Source organism: Halomonas sp. SpR8, from assembly GCF_031010195.1.
GTDB lineage: Bacteria > Pseudomonadota > Gammaproteobacteria > Pseudomonadales > Halomonadaceae > Vreelandella.
This window is the reverse complement of sequence record NZ_JAUAMC010000003.1, coordinates 111,068-129,259: the sequence shown is the minus strand read 5'-3', so window position 1 is coordinate 129,259 and position 18,192 is coordinate 111,068. Positions and strand designations below refer to the sequence as shown.

Here is an 18,192-nt window from a genome sequence, read left to right as displayed (position 1 = left end):
GAATTAGGAGCAGACACCATGCAAGATAATATGATGGACGCCTTCAACGCCCAAACTAAGCAGATGTTCGAGCCGATGCGCAAAATTAATTCGCTGATGCTCAACAATATGGAAAAAATGACCCAGTATCAGCTGGAAGCCATGAAGCGCTACAGCCAGATGGGTACCGAGCGCATTCGCAGCGCTACTGAAATTCAAGATGCAGAAAGCCTGCGTGATTTCGGTACCAAACAAGCCGAAATGATGAACGAGCTTTCCCAGCAAATGCAGGAAGACGCGCGGGTAATGAGCGAAATGAGCCTGCAGTTTAAGTCTGAAATGGAAAAAATGTTCAGTGAAGCTGGGCAGCAAATGTCCGACCAAGCCCAGGCGTCTGCTAAAGGGCAGCAACCCGCCAAGGCCTCCAGTCAGTCATCGCGTAAAAGCTGATTGGCGACATCATCGCGGCGCCCAAGGGCGCCGCGATGCGTTAGAAGCTAGGGTCGTTGCAATTCCGACATGCGCGGTGCAGGTCAGTACACTAGCTGTAAGAACAGCAATAAGAGTAGGTATTACGACAGTCTTTACAGTGGTCTTTGTAACAGTTTTTACAATATAGCCCACAGCGTTTGGTGCGCCCGACGGTAGGCGTAGGGAGAGTAAGTATGCATTCAGCGTGGCAAAATCCGTTCCAGGCCTTAACAGGGCTATCCAAGGAACTAACCGACGGTTTATCTCAACGCCTTTCTGAAGGGCTGGCCCAAGAGATTCCTGAAGGCTTATCTCAAGCGGAACTTGAGGATTGGAATAACCAGCTTAGTGAAATTGGTGAACAGTACCAGGGGCTCATGCAGGATCTGCTTGCTCGTATCGCGCCAAGCGAAGCCGCCGACTCCATTTACAGTGATATGCGCGAAAGCTTTGAGGCGGGTGCGCAGTCGCTGATGCAAAACCCTACGCTGCTATGGGAAACACAAACTCGTTTGTTGCAAGATCAGTGGTTATTGTGGCAGCAAGCCATGCGCGGAATGGCCGGAGAGGAAGTCACTCCGCTCATTACCCCGGCCAAAGGTGACCGCCGTTTTAAAGACGACGCCTGGACTCAAGACCCGCACTACATGGCCATTATGCAGCAGTACCTACTGTTCTCGCAGATGGTGGAAGAGCTGGTTGACAGTTTGAGCGGTCTCGATCAGACACAACAGCGTAATTTGATGTTTTATGCCCGTCAGTTGGTCAATGCGATGGCGCCGACCAACTTTATGACTACCAACCCAGAGGTTATGCGCCGTACGATTGAAACGCGCGGACAGAATCTGATCGATGGTTTGGCGCGCCTGCGCGAAGATTTAGGTAATTCAGCAGAAGGTATTAACGTTCGCATGACTGATCGCGGCGCTTTTGGCGTCGGCGAAAACATTGCCGTAACCCCTGGTTCAGTGGTCTACGAAAATGAACTGATCCAACTGATCCAGTACACGCCGACTACTGAAAAGACGTTTAAAACGCCGCTGCTGATGGTGCCACCGTGGATTAACAAGTACTACATTCTTGATCTGCGCGAAGATAACTCAATGGTTAAATGGCTGGTAGATCAGGGGCATACGGTGTTCTTGATCTCCTGGCGTAATCCGGGGCCTGAGCAGCGCGATATTACCTGGGCTGATTACATGCAGATGGGGCCGATTAGCGCGCTTGAAGCTATCGAACAAGCCTGCGGCGAGAAGTCGGTTAATCTACTTAGCTACTGCGTGGGTGGCACGTTAACGGCCTCTACGGTGGCTTATCTCACCAGCACACGGCGTGGTCGCAAAGTGAAGTCGGTGACCTACATGGCCACGCTGCAGGATTTTCGCGATCCCGGTGACATTGGTGTTTTCCTCAATGAGCGTGCGGTTGAGGGCATTGAGCAGACGCTGCAACTGAAGGGGTATCTGGATGGTCGCTCGATGGCCTACACCTTCAATTTGCTACGTGAGAATGATCTGTTTTGGTCGTTCTACATTAATAACTACTTAAAAGGCGAAACGCCCGCCGCGTTTGATCTGCTGTATTGGAATACCGATGGCACTAATCTGCCTGCAGGCACCCATGCTTGGTACTTGCGGCACATGTATTTGGAGAACCGCTTGGTAGAACCCAATGGCATCGAGCTGGATGGCGTAAAAATTGATCTGCGTAAGATATCCGTGCCCAGCTATTTTGTGTCTACCAAAGAAGACCATATTGCCAAATGGAACAGCACTTACTACGGGGCGCTGCTGCCTAAAGGGCCGGTTACCTTTGTGCTAGGCGGCTCCGGGCATATCGCGGGTATCGTCAATCCACCGCACAAGAACAAGTACGGTTATTGGACCAACGACGCACTGCCAGAAAACCATGAAGAGTGGTTGGAAAGCGCTACTGCTCAGGAAGGCTCTTGGTGGCCACACTGGCAGACCTGGATGACCGATAATGGCTATGCTGATAGAGAAAAAATGGTGCCCGTTCGTCAACCCGGTGATGGCGAACTCAAGGTGATTGAGCCTGCGCCAGGGCGTTATGTGAAGATGACCATCCCTGAAGTGCTAGGGGAGGCCCCCTCCCAGTCTTAATTGACGGCTCAGAACTGAGCCGCGCTCGACCTAAAAAAGCCCGCTGATAATCAGCGGGCTTTTAGATTAACTACGAATTAAGTAGTCAAACGCGCCGAGCGAGGCTTTGGCACCTTCGCCCATGGCGATAATGATCTGCTTGTAAGGCACGGTAGTGACATCACCCGCCGCGAATACACCGGGCACCGATGTCATGCCGTGCGCATCGACAATGATCTCACCGCGTGGCGTCATCTCAATCGGCGAACCCTTCAACCACTCGGTATTGGGTACTAGGCCGATTTGAACAAAAATACCTTCTAACGCGATGGATTTGCTCTCATCGGTCGTGCGGTCTTTATAGTTCAAGCCATTCACACGGCTACCGTCACCGGTAACTTCGGTGCTCTGCGCATTGAGAATAATATCGACGTTAGGCAGGCTTTTGAGTTTTTTCTGAAGCACGGCATCAGCACGCATTTCACCCATAAATTCGACCAGCGTAACGTGCCCAACAATTCCGGCGAGATCAATGGCTGCTTCCACGCCCGAGTTGCCGCCACCAATCACCGCCACTCGCTTACCCTTGAACAGCGGACCATCGCAGTGGGGGCAGTAAGCAACGCCTTTATTTCGATACTGCTGCTCGCCGGGAACATTCATTTCACGCCAGCGAGCGCCTGTCGCCAGCACAAGGGTTTTACTCTTAAGCTTAGCGCCAGACTCAAAAGTCACTTCGTGCAGGCCACCTTCAATCTCAGCGGCGCTGAAAGAAGTGGCAAGTTGAAGATTCATGACGTCGACTTCGTAATCTTTTACATGCTCTTCAAGGGCGCTAACCAGCTTCGGTCCTTCGGTATGCGAAACGGAGATAAAGTTTTCAATCCCCATGGTATCCGCCACTTGACCACCAAAGCGCTCAGCGGCTATGCCTGTATTGATGCCTTTACGCGCCGAATAGATCGCCGCTGCGGCACCTGCCGGGCCGCCACCTATTACCAGCGTATCAAACGCGGCTTTTTCGCTTAGCTTTTTGGCATCGCGTTCAGCGGCGCCAGTGTCGACTTTAGCCAGAATCTTTTCTAGCGTCATGCGGCCTTGATCAAACGGTTTGCCGTTCAAGTAAATACTCGGCACCGACATGATTTCCCGTGACTCAACTTCATCCTGAAAAAGCGCGCCGTCAATGGCAACGTGGCGTATATTCGGATTAAAGATAGTCATCAAATTAAGTGCTTGAACCACATCAGGGCAATTCTGGCACGACAGTGAGTAGTAGGTCTCAAACAGCATTTCACCGTCGAGTGCTCTGATTTGATCAAGCATCTCATCAGAGGTTTTAGGCGGATGGCCGCCTACTTGCAGCAGCGCCAAGACCAGCGATGTGAACTCGTGGCCCATCGGAATGCCGGCGAAGACCACACCGGTTTCTTCACCAGGGCGGTTGATGGCAAACGATGGTGTGCGGGCATCTTGGCCGTCGCTGTGTAGCGTGATTTTGTCGCTCAGGCTGCTGATATCTTCGAGCAGCCCAAAGAGTTCTTGTGACTTGGCACCGTCATCGAGGGAGGCAACAATCTCGAACGGCTGAGTCACTTTTTCCAGATACGCTTTCAACTGGGATTTTAAATTGGCGTCCAGCATGACAGTAGCTTCCTCACAGTGCTGTTGCTAAAAACACAACACCCGGGCAGAACCCGGGTGTATAGCTATCACATACCGCTTCGACTAAGCGGTCGCGGCAGGTGAGATCGATAGGCGGTTTAGATTTTGCCTACGAGATCCAGCGAAGGAGCGAGTGTTTCTTCGCCTTCTTTCCATTTGGCTGGGCATACTTCGTTCGGGTTAGCGCGTACGTATTGGGCGGCTTTGACTTTGCGCAGCAGCTCTTCAGCGTTACGGCCAATGTTGCCAGCGTTAATTTCTACGATCTGGATTTTGCCGTCAGGATCGACAACAAAAGTACCGCGCTCGGCCAGACCCGCTTCTTCGATCAAAACTTCGAAGTTGCGTGAAATGCGCAGTGTCGGATCAGCAATCATCGGGTACTGCAGTTTGCCGATAGTCTCAGAGCTGTCGTGCCAAGCTTTATGAGTGAAATGGGTATCGGTTGAAACGCTGTAGATTTCAACGCCCAGCTTCTTGAACTCAGCATAGTTGTCGGCTAAGTCGCCAAGCTCAGTCGGACAAACAAACGTAAAGTCAGCGGGGTAGAAGAAAAAGATAGACCACTGGCCCTGCAAGTCTGCTTCAGTGACGTCCACGAACTCGCCATTTAGGTAAGCAGTGGCTTTAAACGGCTTAACTTCAGTGTTAATCAATGACATTCAGATAAACTCCAGAGTAGGTAAATGAATCATTAGGAAGTAATGATGATACTAATGGCTAGCGACTAAAGGCTAAAGTTAATAATAGCCATGCCCTCGATAGCTTCATGCTATCGATTCAAGAAGCAGAGCCGCTGCGCTAATGAGTAGGTGGGGTCTAAGAGCTGAATTACAAGAATTTTTCACATTGACTTGCGGTAGAGTGCGGTGCAACGCAAAATTCGCACGGTCAGTATCATGGCCTATTCTATTGTTAGCCGTTGGCGATGATTGTGTATCGGCAGTTGTCGCGGCCCGGACATGGCTATAAAAAACGTAGGAAAAAGTTTATCTAGAAGGAGCAGTGATAATGGGGAACATCCACAAACTTTCCGTGGCCGTTGCGGCCATCTCGTTTGTCGCAGCGGCTAATGCTGCCCACGCCGAAGAGGTGCGGGTATTTAACTGGTCAGATTACATTGCTCCAGAAACGCTGGAAAAATTCACCGAGCGTACCGGCATTGAAGTGACCTACGACGTCTATGATAGCAATGAAATCTTGGATGCCGCTCTGCTTGCCGGGCGCTCCGGTTACGATGTGGTGGTTCCTTCCACCTACTACTTTACTCGCCAGGTCAAAGCCGGTGTTTTCCAACCGCTCAACCATGAGCTACTGCCTAATTTAGCCAATCTCAATCCCGAACTGATGGCTAACTTGGAAACCATCGACGCCGGTAGCGAATACTCTGTTCCCTATATGTGGGGCACCAATGGCATCGGTTATAACGTTGATCGCGTTAAAGAGATTTTGGGTGACGACGCGCCGGTAGATAGCTGGGCGCTACTATTTGATTCTGAAATAACAACTGCTTTAAGCGAAGCAGGCTGCGGCTTGTCGATGCTGGACTCCGCCGATGAAATGCTCACGCCCGCCATGGCGTACTTAGGCCTAGACCTGAAAAGCGAAAATATCGACGATCTGAAAGCCGCTGGTGAGCTGCTCGCCGAAGTTCGCGACGATATGACCTACTTCCACTCTTCGCGCTATGTGTCAGACTTGGCCAATGGTGATGTCTGCGTTGCCGCTGGCTACTCCGGTGATGTTTTCCAGGCCGCCGAGCGCGCTGACGAAGCCGGCAGAGACTTCTCCATCGGCTACAGCATTCCTAAAGAAGGCGCTGCACTTTGGTTCGATATGATGGCGGTACCCGCTGATGCACCGAATACGGAAAACGCCCACGCCTTTATCAACTTTATTCTCGACCCGGAAATTGCCGCTGAAATTACCGAATACGTGCGTTATGCCAATCCTAATGCGGCGGCCAATGAGCTTCTCTCTGAAGAGATTATCAATGACCCGGCTATTTACCCCGCAACCGAGGTCATGCAAAACCTCTACGTCCAGGCCGAAAAACCCCAAGATGTGCTGCGTGCCCGAACGCGCATTTGGAACCGCGTAAAGTCGGGTCGTTAAGCCGATATTTATCCGACGGCGAGCCGGGGGCACTGCCTCACAGGCTCGCTGTTCGTCTTTTTAATGCCCGGTTTTCCGGGCCTTTTGATGGGAGTGGCGAATGGTCACTACGCCCCTGTCGAACGAGCCTTCATCCGTTTCGCCAACCAATTCCCCCGTGTTACGCCCTCAGGGGAAGACACCGCGGTTTGCTGAAGATGTAGTGCTGGAGGTGAAGCGTTTAAGCAAACGCTTTGATGATGCGCTGGCGGTGGATGATGTCAATTTGAAGGTGAAGCGCGGGGAAATTTTCGCGCTACTAGGTGGTTCTGGATCGGGTAAATCAACCTTGTTGCGAATGCTAGCGGGCTTTGAAACTCCGACAGAAGGGCGCATTTTATTAGACGGTGAAAACATTACCGCGATGCCCCCGCACAAGCGGCCTATCAATATGATGTTCCAATCCTATGCGCTATTTCCGCATATGACGGTAGCGCAGAATATTGCTTTTGGGTTAAAGCAGGACAAACTTCCCAAGGCGGATATCGACGCTCGCGTCGCGCAAATGCTGAAACTGGTCCATATGGAGCGCTTTGCCAAGCGCAAACCGCATCAGCTCTCTGGCGGTCAGCGCCAGCGTGTGGCCTTGGCGCGTTCGCTCGCCAAGCGGCCCAAATTGCTGCTGTTAGATGAGCCAATGGGCGCGCTAGATAAAAAACTGCGCACTGAAATGCAGCTCGAAGTGGTCGAGATCATTGAGCAGGTAGGCGTTACCTGCATTATGGTGACCCACGATCAGGAAGAGGCCATGACCATGGCTGACCGGGTGGCGATCATGGCCGATGGTTGGATTGAGCAGATAGGCTCGCCCATCGATATTTATGAAAGCCCAGTGAGCCGAATGGTGGCGGAATTTGTCGGCACAGTGAATCTGTTTGAAGGCGAGATTATCGAAGACGCTGCGGACCACTGCCGCATTGCAGCCCCCGCGCTTGAACGACCCGTTTATATTGATCATGGTATTACCACCCAGGCGGTAGATCGGCGGGTTTGGGTCGCATTGCGTCCGGAAAAGATTTGGCTCACCCGCGAAAAGCCCACCACGGAATATAACTGGGCGGAAGGCAACGTCGATGATATTGCCTATCTAGGCGGTTTCTCGCTGTACTACGTGCGTACGCAGTCGGGGCAGATCATTAAAGTCAGCATGGCCAATACAGAGCGCCGTGGTGATCGACCTACCTGGGAAGACCGTGTGTATGTCCATTGGGAAGATCACAGCACGATTGTTTTGAATCGCTAGCCTCTTTACCGCAACTATAGTGCTTATCATACCGCGAGGAGAGTGCCTTTAATGAAGCCATCTCGTTCTTCAGCACGTCCTGCAATACGTTATTCAACACTGCTCAAACGCCTGCAAATAGGGCGCAGGGCGGTGATCGCGTTTCCGCTTGTTTGGCTAACGCTGTTTTTTTTACTGCCCTTTGCGCTGGTGCTCAAGATCAGTTTGTCCGAGGCAGCGATTGCCATCCCACCTTATGGCCCACTGCTGGAGTACGCTGACCAGACGCTGCACGTATTTCTCAATCTAGGTAACTATCTTTTCCTGCTGTCGGATTCGCTGTATATCGCTGCCTACTGGGGATCAGTGAAAACGGCGTTCATTGCCACGGTGGTGTGCTTGTTGATTGGTTACCCGATGGCCTATGCGATGGCCCGAGCACCGGCACGCTGGCAACTGCTGTTACTGCTGTTGGTCATGCTGCCTTCGTGGACGTCTTTTCTGATTCGTGTCTACGCCTGGATGGGGATTTTAAGCAACAGCGGATTGATCAATAACCTATTGATGGGGCTAGGTCTTATCGATTCGCCGCTGCGTATGATGAACACCCAGTTCGCGGTTACCATTGGGATTGTCTACGCCTACTTGCCGTTTATGGTGCTGCCGCTGTATGCCCATCTGAGTCGATTGGATAACTCGCTGCTTGAGGCCGCTTCAGACCTAGGCTCGCGCAAGCTCAACACGTTTTTTAAGGTCACCTTGCCGCTCTCTACTGGGGGCATCGTGGCAGGCTCTATGCTGGTATTTATTCCCGCGGTTGGGGAGTTCGTGATTCCTGAGCTGCTCGGGGGGCCGGATACGTTAATGATCGGCAAGGTGTTGTGGGAGGAGTTTTTCCTCAACCGCGATTGGCCGGTGGCGTCGGCGCTCGCCATGGTGATGCTACTGCTACTGCTGGTACCGATTGTTTGGTTTCACCGCTATCAGTCACGGGAACTAGAATCATGAGCAAAGTGCCGCGGATTAATTTCTCGACAATCATGCTGGTGCTTGGCCTGTTGTTTCTCTACCTGCCGATGTTTGTAATGGTGGTGTACTCGTTTAACGCTTCGAAACTGGTCACCGTTTGGGCCGGCTTTTCTACCCAGTGGTATGGCGAACTGTTTCGCGATCAGCAGATATTGTCGGCAGTATGGACAAGCCTACGCATCGCCTTTTTTGCGGCCAGCATGGCGGTCTGCTTAGGTACCGTTGCTGCTTTCGTGATGACACGCTTCGGCCATTTTCGGGGCAAAACGGCGCTCTCTAGTATGGTGACGGCGCCATTGGTAATGCCTGAAGTGATTACTGGTCTCTCGCTACTGCTGCTATTTGTACAGATGGCGCAAATTACTGGTTGGCCCGCTGACCGCGGCATGGCGACGATCTGGATTGCCCACACCACGTTTTGTAGCGCCTATGTGGCGGTCGTGGTGGCTGCGCGCCTGCGTGAAGTGGATCACTCGATTGAAGAGGCTGCGATGGATTTGGGCTCGCCTCCGCTTAGAACCTTTTTTTCAATCACGTTGCCGATTATTACGCCCGCGCTAGCGGCGGGCTGGCTGTTGGCGTTTACACTTTCGCTCGATGATCTGGTGATCGCCAGCTTTGTCTCTGGTCCGGGGGCTAATACGCTGCCGATGGTAGTATTTTCATCGGTAAGAATGGGCGTATCACCGAAAATTAACGCGCTCGCGACACTGATTATTTTGACTGTATCGCTGGCGACCTTACTGGCATGGTTCTTTATGCGTCGCAACGAAACCAAACGCAAAGCTGCCTTGCGAGACGCTTAATACAAGACGTTAAATTCAAGGCTAGAGCACGTCATCGTCGCGTCCGGCAACGACGTTGTCGAGTTCGCCGGTGACGGGAGAAACAACGATTTGCAGCTGGATGGGTGCGCAGCACTGGTGGCAATCTTCCCAAGTGTCGTGACTGCCTTGGGAAGTATCGATCAGGAAGGTCAGCGGTGAATCGCAGTAAGGGCAGTGAAAGTCATAATTGACCAGAGCGTCGTCTTGCATTGTTGGCTACCTTGTATAGCGGGTGCGCTGAATTACCTTGTTATTCGTTCAGTGTAGCAGTGTGGTCGTTGGATAGGGCATCGTGGGATTGAATCAGGTAGGATACCTAGGCTCTAAATTCCTAAAGCAACGCAGTGAGAGTAGCGATGATGTTACGTAACATGGCAGTAGCGGCCCTAGTGGCTTTTCCGATGGTCGCGTTGGCTGAAACCCCCAATGTGGCCGCTGGTGAGTGGGAGTTTGTTAGTAAAACCAGCGTAAGCGGCGAAATGGAAATTCCGGATCAAACGGAAACAGAGCGCCAGTGTATTACTCAAGAAGAGCTTGAGAGTGCTGACTTCGGCTTCATTGAAGAAGAAGAGGGCTGCGAGTTGCTTGAGCAGGACATGACAGAAGATGGCCTGAGCTACAGCATGGTATGCCGTGCTGAAGGTGGCGAAGCGACCATCGATGGTGAAATGCATTTTATGGGTGAGCGCATTGAAGGAAGCGTCGATATCCTTACTCAATCGCCCATGGGCGAGCTAAGCATGAATACGGTCATTAAAGGCGAGCATCTTGGCGAGTGCGAATAAGCACAGACCTTTAGCTAAGTGACTAAAAGGGCGTCCCGGCAGCAGCAGGGGCGCCCATTTTTTTGTTTGCGCTGGACTATTTGCGTCGAACTATCTGTCTGCCGAGCCTTCCGGTGCTTGGGTCGCCGTGGGCGCATTGGCTATCTCATTCTCTAAGCGACGCTTCACTGCTCCAGGCGAACCGGTATGGCGTGCCAGCAGGTCATACGCCACAGGTACGACAAATAGTGTGAAAATCGTCGCCGAACCCACCCCCGCCATCACCACCGTGCCGATGACCAAACGCGACTCGGCACCGGGGCCGGTCGAGATAATAAGCGGAATGGCACCGGCCATGGTCGTCACCGCGGTCATTAAGATGGGCCTTAAGCGAGTGACCGCGCCTTCGATCAGCGCCGTACGGAACGCATGGCCCTCATCGCGTAACTGATTGACAAACTCAACAATCAGAATGCCGTTTTTAGCGGCCAAGCCAATGAGCAGCACTAGCCCTACCTGGCTGTAAATATTCAGCGATTGGCCGCTCAGCAGTAGCGCAAGCAGGGCACCGCTCATTGCCAGCGGCACCGTTAGCATGATCACAAAAGGGTGAATCAAACTTTCAAACTGCGCAGCCAGGACTAAAAAGACCACTAAAGCGCCGAGTATCAGCAGGAAGGCGGTGGCGCCACTGGCCTGTTGAAAATCACGCGATGCCCCCGCCACATTGGTCTGCGCCTCTTCTGGCAACAGTTCTGCAGCACTCTCCTCTAAATACGCCAGCGCCTCGCCGAGGGGGTAGCCATCCGCCAAATTAGCCTCAATGGTAATCGCGCGAATGCGATCAAAGCGATTTAACGTGCTGGCGCCAGCAAAGTCGGAAAGCGTGACGAGGCTTGCCAGAGGAATCAACTCACCGGTACGAGCCGAGCGAACCTGAATATTATCCAGTGCTCTGGGGCTGTTCTGGCTGCCGCGATCACCTTCTAAAATCACATCGTACTCTTCGCCGTCATCCACATAGCGGGTGACATTTCGGCCGCCTAACAATACCTCCAGGGTTCTACCGATCTCCGTAACGGTGACGCCTAAAGAGGCCGCCCGTTCGTAGTCGATCTCCACCCGCAGTTGGGGCTGGGTTTCGTTATAGTTACTCTCTAGTGCCATCAAGCGCGGGTTGTTTTCACGCACATGGTTCATCAGCGTATCGCGCCAGCGGGCAAGCTCTTCGTAAGTACCTCCGCCCAGCACAAATTGCACCGGCTTTTGGGTGCGCTGACCAAAGCCTTGGCGCATCACTGGGAAGGCCTGCACGCCAGGCAGGGTGCTAAGCGTCTGACGTACCTCGGCCATGATCTCCCAAGCGCTGCGTCGGCTGCCCCAATCGGCCATATTGACGATGATAAAGCCGCTGTTAAAATTCTCGATGTTGCCATAGCCACGCGGGGCGCGAACCACGACGCGCTCTAATTCGCCGCTCTCGACCAGCGGGTTCATGCGCGCTTCGATTTCATCCATGTAATCCATCATGTAGTCGAAAGTGGCGCCCTCAGGGCCATTGACTAATACGATAAAGTTACCGCGATCCTCCTGTGGGGTGTATTCGTTGGGTAGTGCCGTGGCCAGCCAAGCCGTGGCGGCAATCAACAGCACAAACATGGCCACGACCAGCCAGCGCATTTTTAGCATCCACTCAAGAGCGGTTTGATAGCGCCGCTGCGTGCCACTAAGCAGCCACTGCACGGCTTTGCCAATGCGGCTGTCGTGCATGCCCGGCTTTAGTATTTTAGACGCCATCATTGGGGTGAGCGTCAGCGCCAGCAGGGTCGAAACAACGACCGCTGCCGCCATGGTGAGCGCAAATTCCGAAAACAGTCGACCGATATCGCCCTGAAGCATACTCAGCGGCACGAAGACGGCCACCAACACCAAGGTGGTCGCGATAACCGCAAACGCAATTTGTCGGGTGCCACGAAAAGCGGCTACCAAGGGCGTTTCACCGTAGTCGTGCATGCGTCGGTTAATATTTTCAAGCACGACGATGGCATCATCGACAATCAGGCCAATGGCCAATACCAGCGCTAACAGCGTTAGCAGGTTGATCGAGAAATTCATCGCGGCCAGGGCGGTAAAGGCCCCAATAACCGCAATGGGTACCGTGACCGCGGGCACCAAGGTGGTACGTAAATTACCCAAAAACATGAAGATCACGACTACGACCAGCCCCATGGCGATAAATAGCGTCATCACTACTTGCTCGATCGCACCAGAAACAAACAGTGAAGCATCGTAGTTTAAGCTTAACGACATTCCCTCCGGTAACGTGCCTTGCAAGCGCTCAAGTTCCACTCGCACCGCTTCAGAGAGCTCGATGACATTGGCCGTTGATTGCATAATCATGCCAAGGCCTACCATCGGCACGCCGTTAGAGCGGAAGACCGAACGATCTTCTACTGCGCCAACTTCCACCCGCGCGACGTCCCCAAGGCGGACTAAGTAGCCGCTCTCTTCCTGATTGGCAGAGGCGTCACTAGGAGAGTTGAGCGCAAGGCGCTGAAAATCTTCGGCACTGGCGAAACTGCGGGGCAGGCGAACAATAAACTGTCGATCTTCGGATTCAATTGAGCCTGCTGGCAGCTCCACGTTCTCGGCGCGCAGGGCATCTTCAATATCGCTAACGGTTAGGTTACGTGCCGCCAGGGCATTACGGTCTAACCAGACGCGCATGGCATAGTCACTGCCACCGCCGACCCGCACTCGCGCCACGCCCGGCTGCACAGAGAGACTGTCGACCAGAAAGCGGTTGGCGTAGTCGGTAAGCTCTGTAATGGAGTAGTCTTCGCCGGAAAGGCTTAGCCACACCACGATCTCTTCGCTGCTGTCAGCCTTGGTGACCTCAGGGCTATCAGCATCTTCAGGCAGGTTGCCCAACGCACCGGAAATGCGGTCGCGAATATCGTTGGCGGCGGCATTGATGTCCATATCAATGCCAAACTCGATTTCGATCTGAGAGCGGCCATCTTCGCTTTGCGACGTGATTAGATCAATGCCTTCCACCCCGGCGATGCGGTCTTCTAGCGCTTGGGTAATGCGTGTTTCAACCACGCTGGCGGAAGCACCTGGATAGCGGGTGTCGATAGTGACTATCGGCGGATCAATGGTGGGGTACTCTTGAAGCGGCAGGCGATTAAGCGCTAAGAAGCCAAAGGCAATAATCAGTGCGGCGATGACCATCGCCAGTACCGGCCGCTGAACAGAAATATCCGATAAACGCATTAGCGGTCAGCCTCTAGCAGCGCTCGAATACCGGTCTCGTCATCGGCAATCCCGATCAGCCTTGCTTCTTGCTCATCCCTAGCCAACTGCAGGCCATGGAAGACAATTAAGTCATCCGCTGCTAATCCCTCGAGTATTTCCACTTCGCCGTTGCGCCGCTCGCCAATCTTGACTTCACGCTGGGCTAGACGCGTAGTGCCATCGCGTTGTTGGATAAGCATCACAAAATGTCGGTCACCACTGGGCTCAATAGCGGCTTCGGGAATGACAATGGTGTCACGAACATGCTGTTGAACGATCACTTCCATCAGCATGCCAGGGCGTAAACGCCCATCAGCGTTGTCGAACTCGGCGCGCACGTTAACGCTACGTGTGACAGGGTCAACCCGCGTGCCGATGGTGGCGATTTCGCCGCTAAAGATATCGTCGGGAAAGGCGGCGGTGGTGGCATTTAGCATAAGGCCTGGCATAAGGCGGCCTAAAAAAACTTCAGGAACGCTGAAATCCAGCTTCATGACATCAAGCTTATCAAGCGTGACCAAGTCCATTCCTGGCGTTACCAAAGCGCCAACGCTGATATTGCGGAAGCCCACACGGCCGCTGAAGGGGGCTTCTATCTGGTAATTGGCTAGGCGTGCTTCAATCGCTTGAATATCGGCGTCCGCTTGGCGCAGCCGGGATCTATTGTCTTCGACGTCTGCACGGGCCGCTAAGTTTCGCTCCTGCAACTGCGAGGCGCGATCGGACGCATTGCGGCGCTCTTCGCGTAACGCCTGGGATGCTCGGAGTTGCGCTTGCTCTTCAGCATCTTCTAAGCGAATAAGCAGTTGTCCCTCTTCGACTTGTTCACCGTCATGGAAATTGATCTCGCCAACAATTTCCGTGACGGTGGCGGAAAGCGTGACACTCTCTTCTGCGCTAAGCGTTCCCAAGGCCTCTAGCGGATCTGACCAGGTAGTCATCACTGCCCGTGTACCTATCACCGGTGGCGCTGACTGGGCGAATGTTACGTTAGAAAACAGCAGGGCCAGAGAAAAAAGCAGGGCGAGTGGAGTTGGCGTAAATGGCAGGAAAAGTCGTCGACGCGAGGGCAGATGCATAGTCGTCTCAGTGTTAGTAAATATTTATACAGTTATTGTATAGACTAATTCTGACATATAGTAATTTTAAGCCTTGATCCTGTTAGAATGCCTGCTTTTTATAGCCCAAGGCGCTCTACATGCGTCACTCTTTATGAGCCGTCCATCATGATTTTTCAATTATGAACTATCCATTATGAACTACCCATTATGAAATATGACATCGTCATCATCGGTGCCGGGGCTGCTGGCTTAATGTGTGCGGCTCAAGCGGGCTATAACGGAAAGCGCGTCTTAGTGCTTGATCACGCTAACAAAGCGGGCAAGAAAATTCTGATGTCCGGCGGTGGCCGCTGCAACTTTACCAATCTTGGCACGACTCCTCAGCACTTTTACTCATCAAACCCCTTCTTTTGTATTTCGGCGCTTAAACGATACCGACCAGAACATTTTGTAGAACTGGTGGAGCGGCACGGCGTTGAGCATGTTGAAAAAACACCGGGGCAGCTATTTTGTGCCACTTCAGCCAAGGAAATAGTTCGCACGCTACTCACCGAGTGTGAATGGGCGGGTGTCGAAATAAGACTCAGCACGCAGATTACCCGCGTTGAACAGCAGGGCGATGCCATGCGGCTAGCGACGTCACTCGGTAAAGTTGAGGCGGGGGTAGTGGTGGTCGCAAGCGGTGGGCTCTCCATTCCTACCATGGGTGCCACCGGGTTTGGCTATGATCTCGCTCGCCAGTTTGGCTTGGAGGTGTTCGAGACTCGCCCTGGGCTGGTGCCATTTACCCTTAGCGACACCTGGAAAGCCCGAGCAGCGGAGCTCTCTGGCCTGAGCGTTCCGGTTGCTGTTAGTGCAAGCACTCGACGTTTTGTTGACCCCATGCTATTTACCCATCGCGGTTTGTCAGGGCCTGCAATGCTGCAAATTTCCAGTGTATGGCAGCCTGGGGAGAGCATCACGGTTGATTTGCTGCCTGATGAAAACGTGGCGGAATCACTCCGCGAAGCGCGGCAGGTAACGCCCAAACGTCAGCTTTCAACATGGCTAGGAGAGCGCTTCCCCAAGCGATTGGCGCAAGCATTGCTTGAATGGTATCCCGACCACGATCCAGCGCGGCCGCTGGCACACTATGCCAATCACGCGCTGGACGAGTGGGCCGAAAGGCTCAATGCCTGGCAATTGAAGCCAGCGGGCACCGAAGGTTGGCGAACGGCAGAAGTCACCATGGGGGGCGTTAACACCGACGCTATATCTTCTAAAACCTTTGAAGTGAAAGGCTTGCCGCAGCTACGTTTTATCGGTGAGGTGTTGGATGTAACAGGGGAGCTTGGGGGATATAACTTTCAGTGGGCCTGGGCAAGTGGAGTTGCCTGTGGGCAATCCTGCTGAGCTAGAAATGCATTTTACGTAAACTCTGGCTCAGCAAAACGTGTAGATTAAGTGGCTACTTTGGCTAATAACTTAAGCTTTTTAAGTAGCATATAACCTGCCAACGCCGTTCTACCCGCTGCCATAGCGCCACCAGGGTGGCGTACTATCTTGAAGGCAGCCATGCCGCCAACTATATAAAGCGGCAGTCTAAAGCTTTTCCAGCTTTGATCGAGCGGCGAGGCTGCCTGCTGCAAATATTCGCTATCGACCAATATATCCACACGCTGCTGTTCCAACTCAGCCAACAGTTGGGCTTTACGCTCAGCGCGGCTCAGTGGTTTAGTGGCCGGTTTAACGGCCTCTGCGGATGGTTTCATCACTTGGTTCCTCAAGCAAAGCTCGATCAGCGGCAAGCTGTTTGAGTGTTTCTTTTAAGAGAGAGTGACGCTTTGATTGGCGGATAGCGATATATGCAAGCAGTAAACCTGCGCCTATCAATACGCCTGCACTGATCGCAATGGCTGCGAGGCGATAACTGTCCCAGAACAGAACCACGATGAGTGCCGTTAACGTGGCAATGCCTAGTAGCAGAAGCAATAAACTTGCTCCTGAAAGCAGCAGCAGAACCATTAAGCGGGCACGCTCTTCTTCTAACTCAAACACCGCCAAACGCAGACGGGTTTCGCTATTGGCTATCAGCGAGTTCAGTAAGCGTTTGGCGGCAGAGAAGACGCGTTGGGTTGGCCCCAAAGCCATTAGCGACGACCGAGCAGCATACCGACGACCAAACCCGCAGCAGCACCGATACCGATGCTAGTCCAGGGATTCTCGTGCACGTAACGATCACATGCATCGGCTTGATGCGTTAATGAGTCGCGCGTTTCGTCGTAAATGCGCTCGCCACGCGCTTCAAGCCGCGCACGAGTATCCTTCAAACGGCGCTCGGCACGTGAGCGAAGGTCGTTCATCTCTCCGCTGGCATCTTTGGCTGTCGCATTGACTAGCTCTTCAACGGTTTCACTTAAGTGGCGCAGATCATCTTTAAGTTGATCGGCTTGAGTAGAGTAAGTGGCTTGACGTTTAGCCATGGAGTCTTCCTTTGACGAGTGAATGATTTAGCTGCTGTTCAGCATAGCAGCCACACAATAACAGACAAGCAATTGTGACTATCGGTTCAGCCCTGAAGCACTAAATAAGGGATTGAGGCTAAATCCAATACTTAAACGGTGCACGCGATGGTCATAATCGATCAAACTTTCGCCGTATCCATAATAGTACTGTACATGCGCACGCAAGCTGTTGAAAGCAGGCCAGCTATAATCGATCTGTGTGCCAATATTACCAGCGCTTGGGTTGCCGCGTAATTGTCCGCTCATTTCATGGTTGTTATTAAGACGTTTGGCGAGACGAATATCGCCATATCCCATGTAGCGCTCGATATCCGGGTTGTCGTCATCCTCTTTGGATTCCGGTATGCGCCAATGCGGTGCGACGGTAAACGCCCAATCGCCACGCTGAAAAGTGCTTTCCAGATAGACACGGTTCCAGCTACGCGAAAGCGGATCTGAGCGACCGTTAGACTGGTGATTAAGGGATACTCGGTTGCGGGTGTTCACCCACCCAAGCGCCTCCCAGGCATTATCAAAATCGATAAATATTTCAGGCTCGTAGTTGGTCTCACGGAAAGGTGATGAGGCATCGGTATTGTAAGCCTGCCACCAGCTACGCTGGGTATAACCAAAGTAGACATCGCCATAGTTACCAAAAACCTGCTCAGCGAGATTAACCTTAGCGCTGAACTGGAATTTCAACTCCACGTCATCCGGTTTGCCATCATTAGAAATGTTGCGAAAGCTCTCAGGATTTTGGTTGGCATTGTAACTAACCGGAAACAGGTAGTTGGTGCGGTGCGTAGTGATTGAAAACGGGTTGCGGCTGGATTCCTGTTCAAGCTCGCGACGATCGCTTAGGTCTTCCCGTGCCGCATCTTCAGGCAGCGGTTCAACCTCAGTGCCGAGTGTGGCTGTCTGTGGGTCTTCCGCCTGCTGCAACTGCTGGCGCAAGTCATACAGCTCAGCGTTAAGCGCGCGGATGCGCTCTTCGATCTCTTGCTGGGATTCAGCGAAGGCATCTGCACTGAAAGTGGCAAGGCCCAGCAGGAGGATTAATTTCTTTAACGGCAATTTTGGGGTGACCATCAAGGTGACTCGCAAAGTAATAGGGTGGCAAAAGCCAACCTCGTTTCTA

The 18,192-nt window shown here is 52.8% G+C and carries 17 protein-coding genes; 8 read left to right on the top strand and 9 right to left on the bottom strand.

Annotated elements, in window-relative coordinates:
* Positions 1 to 18 precede the first annotated feature (18 nt).
* Complete coding sequence (locus tag QT230_RS07145; protein ID WP_308320902.1) at positions 19 to 429, top strand: phasin family protein; 411 nt, start codon at positions 19 to 21, stop codon at positions 427 to 429.
* 215 nt (positions 430 to 644) lie between these two features.
* Positions 645 to 2,573 carry a class I poly(R)-hydroxyalkanoic acid synthase gene (phaC, locus tag QT230_RS07140; protein ID WP_308320901.1) on the top strand — a complete coding sequence of 643 codons (1,929 nt, stop codon included), beginning with the start codon at positions 645 to 647 and terminating at the stop codon, positions 2,571 to 2,573.
* A 66-nt stretch (positions 2,574 to 2,639) separates the two neighbouring features.
* Here phaC and ahpF read toward each other — a convergent pair whose 3' ends face one another.
* Positions 2,640 to 4,196 (bottom strand): alkyl hydroperoxide reductase subunit F, encoded by a 1,557-nt coding sequence (ahpF, locus tag QT230_RS07135; protein ID WP_308320900.1) that lies wholly within the window; start codon positions 4,194 to 4,196, stop codon positions 2,640 to 2,642.
* Between the two features lie 119 nt (positions 4,197 to 4,315).
* Positions 4,316 to 4,879 (bottom strand): alkyl hydroperoxide reductase subunit C, encoded by a 564-nt coding sequence (gene ahpC / locus QT230_RS07130; RefSeq protein WP_071693741.1) that lies wholly within the window; start codon positions 4,877 to 4,879, stop codon positions 4,316 to 4,318.
* A gap of 349 nt (positions 4,880 to 5,228) precedes the next feature.
* On the opposite strand from ahpC, the gene QT230_RS07125 reads away from it, so the two are divergent.
* The 4 genes from QT230_RS07125 to QT230_RS07110 all read left to right on the top strand — a co-directional run bounded on the left by QT230_RS07125 (position 5,229) and on the right by QT230_RS07110 (position 9,428).
* Positions 5,229 to 6,332, top strand: coding sequence for a polyamine ABC transporter substrate-binding protein (locus QT230_RS07125; protein WP_308320898.1), 1,104 nt, complete (start codon positions 5,229 to 5,231; stop codon positions 6,330 to 6,332).
* Positions 6,333 to 6,432: 100 nt separating this feature from the next.
* Entirely contained in the window at positions 6,433 to 7,614 is a 1,182-nt protein-coding gene (locus QT230_RS07120; RefSeq protein WP_308320897.1) for a polyamine ABC transporter ATP-binding protein, read from the top strand.
* A gap of 51 nt (positions 7,615 to 7,665) precedes the next feature.
* Complete coding sequence (locus QT230_RS07115) at positions 7,666 to 8,601, top strand: ABC transporter permease subunit (protein WP_308320896.1); 936 nt, start codon at positions 7,666 to 7,668, stop codon at positions 8,599 to 8,601.
* The gene (locus tag QT230_RS07110) at positions 8,598 to 9,428 is read left to right on the top strand and encodes an ABC transporter permease subunit (protein ID WP_308320895.1); all 831 of its coding nucleotides are present in this window, start codon (positions 8,598 to 8,600) and stop codon (positions 9,426 to 9,428) included. Before QT230_RS07115 ends, QT230_RS07110 begins: the two co-directional genes overlap by 4 nt.
* Positions 9,429 to 9,449: 21 nt before the next feature.
* Here the strand turns inward: QT230_RS07110 and QT230_RS07105 are convergent, their stop codons facing one another.
* A complete protein-coding gene (locus QT230_RS07105; protein ID WP_308320894.1) occupies positions 9,450 to 9,659 on the bottom strand; it encodes a CPXCG motif-containing cysteine-rich protein in 210 nt (69 codons plus the stop codon).
* Positions 9,660 to 9,805: 146 nt separating this feature from the next.
* Here QT230_RS07105 and QT230_RS07100 point away from each other — a divergent pair, with 146 nt between their 5' ends.
* Positions 9,806 to 10,234 (top strand): DUF3617 family protein, encoded by a 429-nt coding sequence (locus tag QT230_RS07100; RefSeq protein ID WP_308320893.1) that lies wholly within the window; start codon positions 9,806 to 9,808, stop codon positions 10,232 to 10,234.
* 90 nt (positions 10,235 to 10,324) lie between these two features.
* On the opposite strand, the gene QT230_RS07095 is transcribed toward QT230_RS07100, so the two are convergent.
* On the bottom strand, positions 10,325 to 13,489 hold the full coding sequence (locus QT230_RS07095) for an efflux RND transporter permease subunit (RefSeq protein WP_308320892.1): 3,165 nt from the start codon (positions 13,487 to 13,489) through the stop codon (positions 10,325 to 10,327).
* Positions 13,489 to 14,589 carry an efflux RND transporter periplasmic adaptor subunit gene (locus QT230_RS07090; protein WP_308320891.1) on the bottom strand — a complete coding sequence of 367 codons (1,101 nt, stop codon included), beginning with the start codon at positions 14,587 to 14,589 and terminating at the stop codon, positions 13,489 to 13,491. The genes QT230_RS07095 and QT230_RS07090 overlap by 1 nt, the downstream gene beginning before the upstream one ends.
* Positions 14,590 to 14,778: 189 nt before the next feature.
* Between QT230_RS07090 and QT230_RS07085 the strand changes: the two genes are divergently transcribed.
* Positions 14,779 to 15,963 carry an NAD(P)/FAD-dependent oxidoreductase gene (locus QT230_RS07085; protein WP_308320890.1) on the top strand — a complete coding sequence of 395 codons (1,185 nt, stop codon included), beginning with the start codon at positions 14,779 to 14,781 and terminating at the stop codon, positions 15,961 to 15,963.
* A gap of 47 nt (positions 15,964 to 16,010) precedes the next feature.
* Here QT230_RS07085 and QT230_RS07080 read toward each other — a convergent pair whose 3' ends face one another.
* The 4 genes from QT230_RS07080 to QT230_RS07065 form a co-directional block, all read right to left on the bottom strand.
* Positions 16,011 to 16,322, bottom strand: coding sequence for a YqjK family protein (locus QT230_RS07080; protein WP_308320889.1), 312 nt, complete (start codon positions 16,320 to 16,322; stop codon positions 16,011 to 16,013).
* The gene (locus QT230_RS07075) at positions 16,297 to 16,701 is read right to left on the bottom strand and encodes a phage holin family protein (protein ID WP_308320888.1); all 405 of its coding nucleotides are present in this window, start codon (positions 16,699 to 16,701) and stop codon (positions 16,297 to 16,299) included. The genes QT230_RS07080 and QT230_RS07075 overlap by 26 nt, the downstream gene beginning before the upstream one ends.
* Positions 16,701 to 17,033 carry a DUF883 family protein gene (locus QT230_RS07070; protein ID WP_308320887.1) on the bottom strand — a complete coding sequence of 111 codons (333 nt, stop codon included), beginning with the start codon at positions 17,031 to 17,033 and terminating at the stop codon, positions 16,701 to 16,703. The genes QT230_RS07075 and QT230_RS07070 overlap by 1 nt, the downstream gene beginning before the upstream one ends.
* A 78-nt stretch (positions 17,034 to 17,111) precedes the next feature.
* Complete coding sequence (locus QT230_RS07065; protein WP_308320886.1) at positions 17,112 to 18,143, bottom strand: phospholipase A; 1,032 nt, start codon at positions 18,141 to 18,143, stop codon at positions 17,112 to 17,114.
* Positions 18,144 to 18,192: the final 49 nt, after the last annotated feature.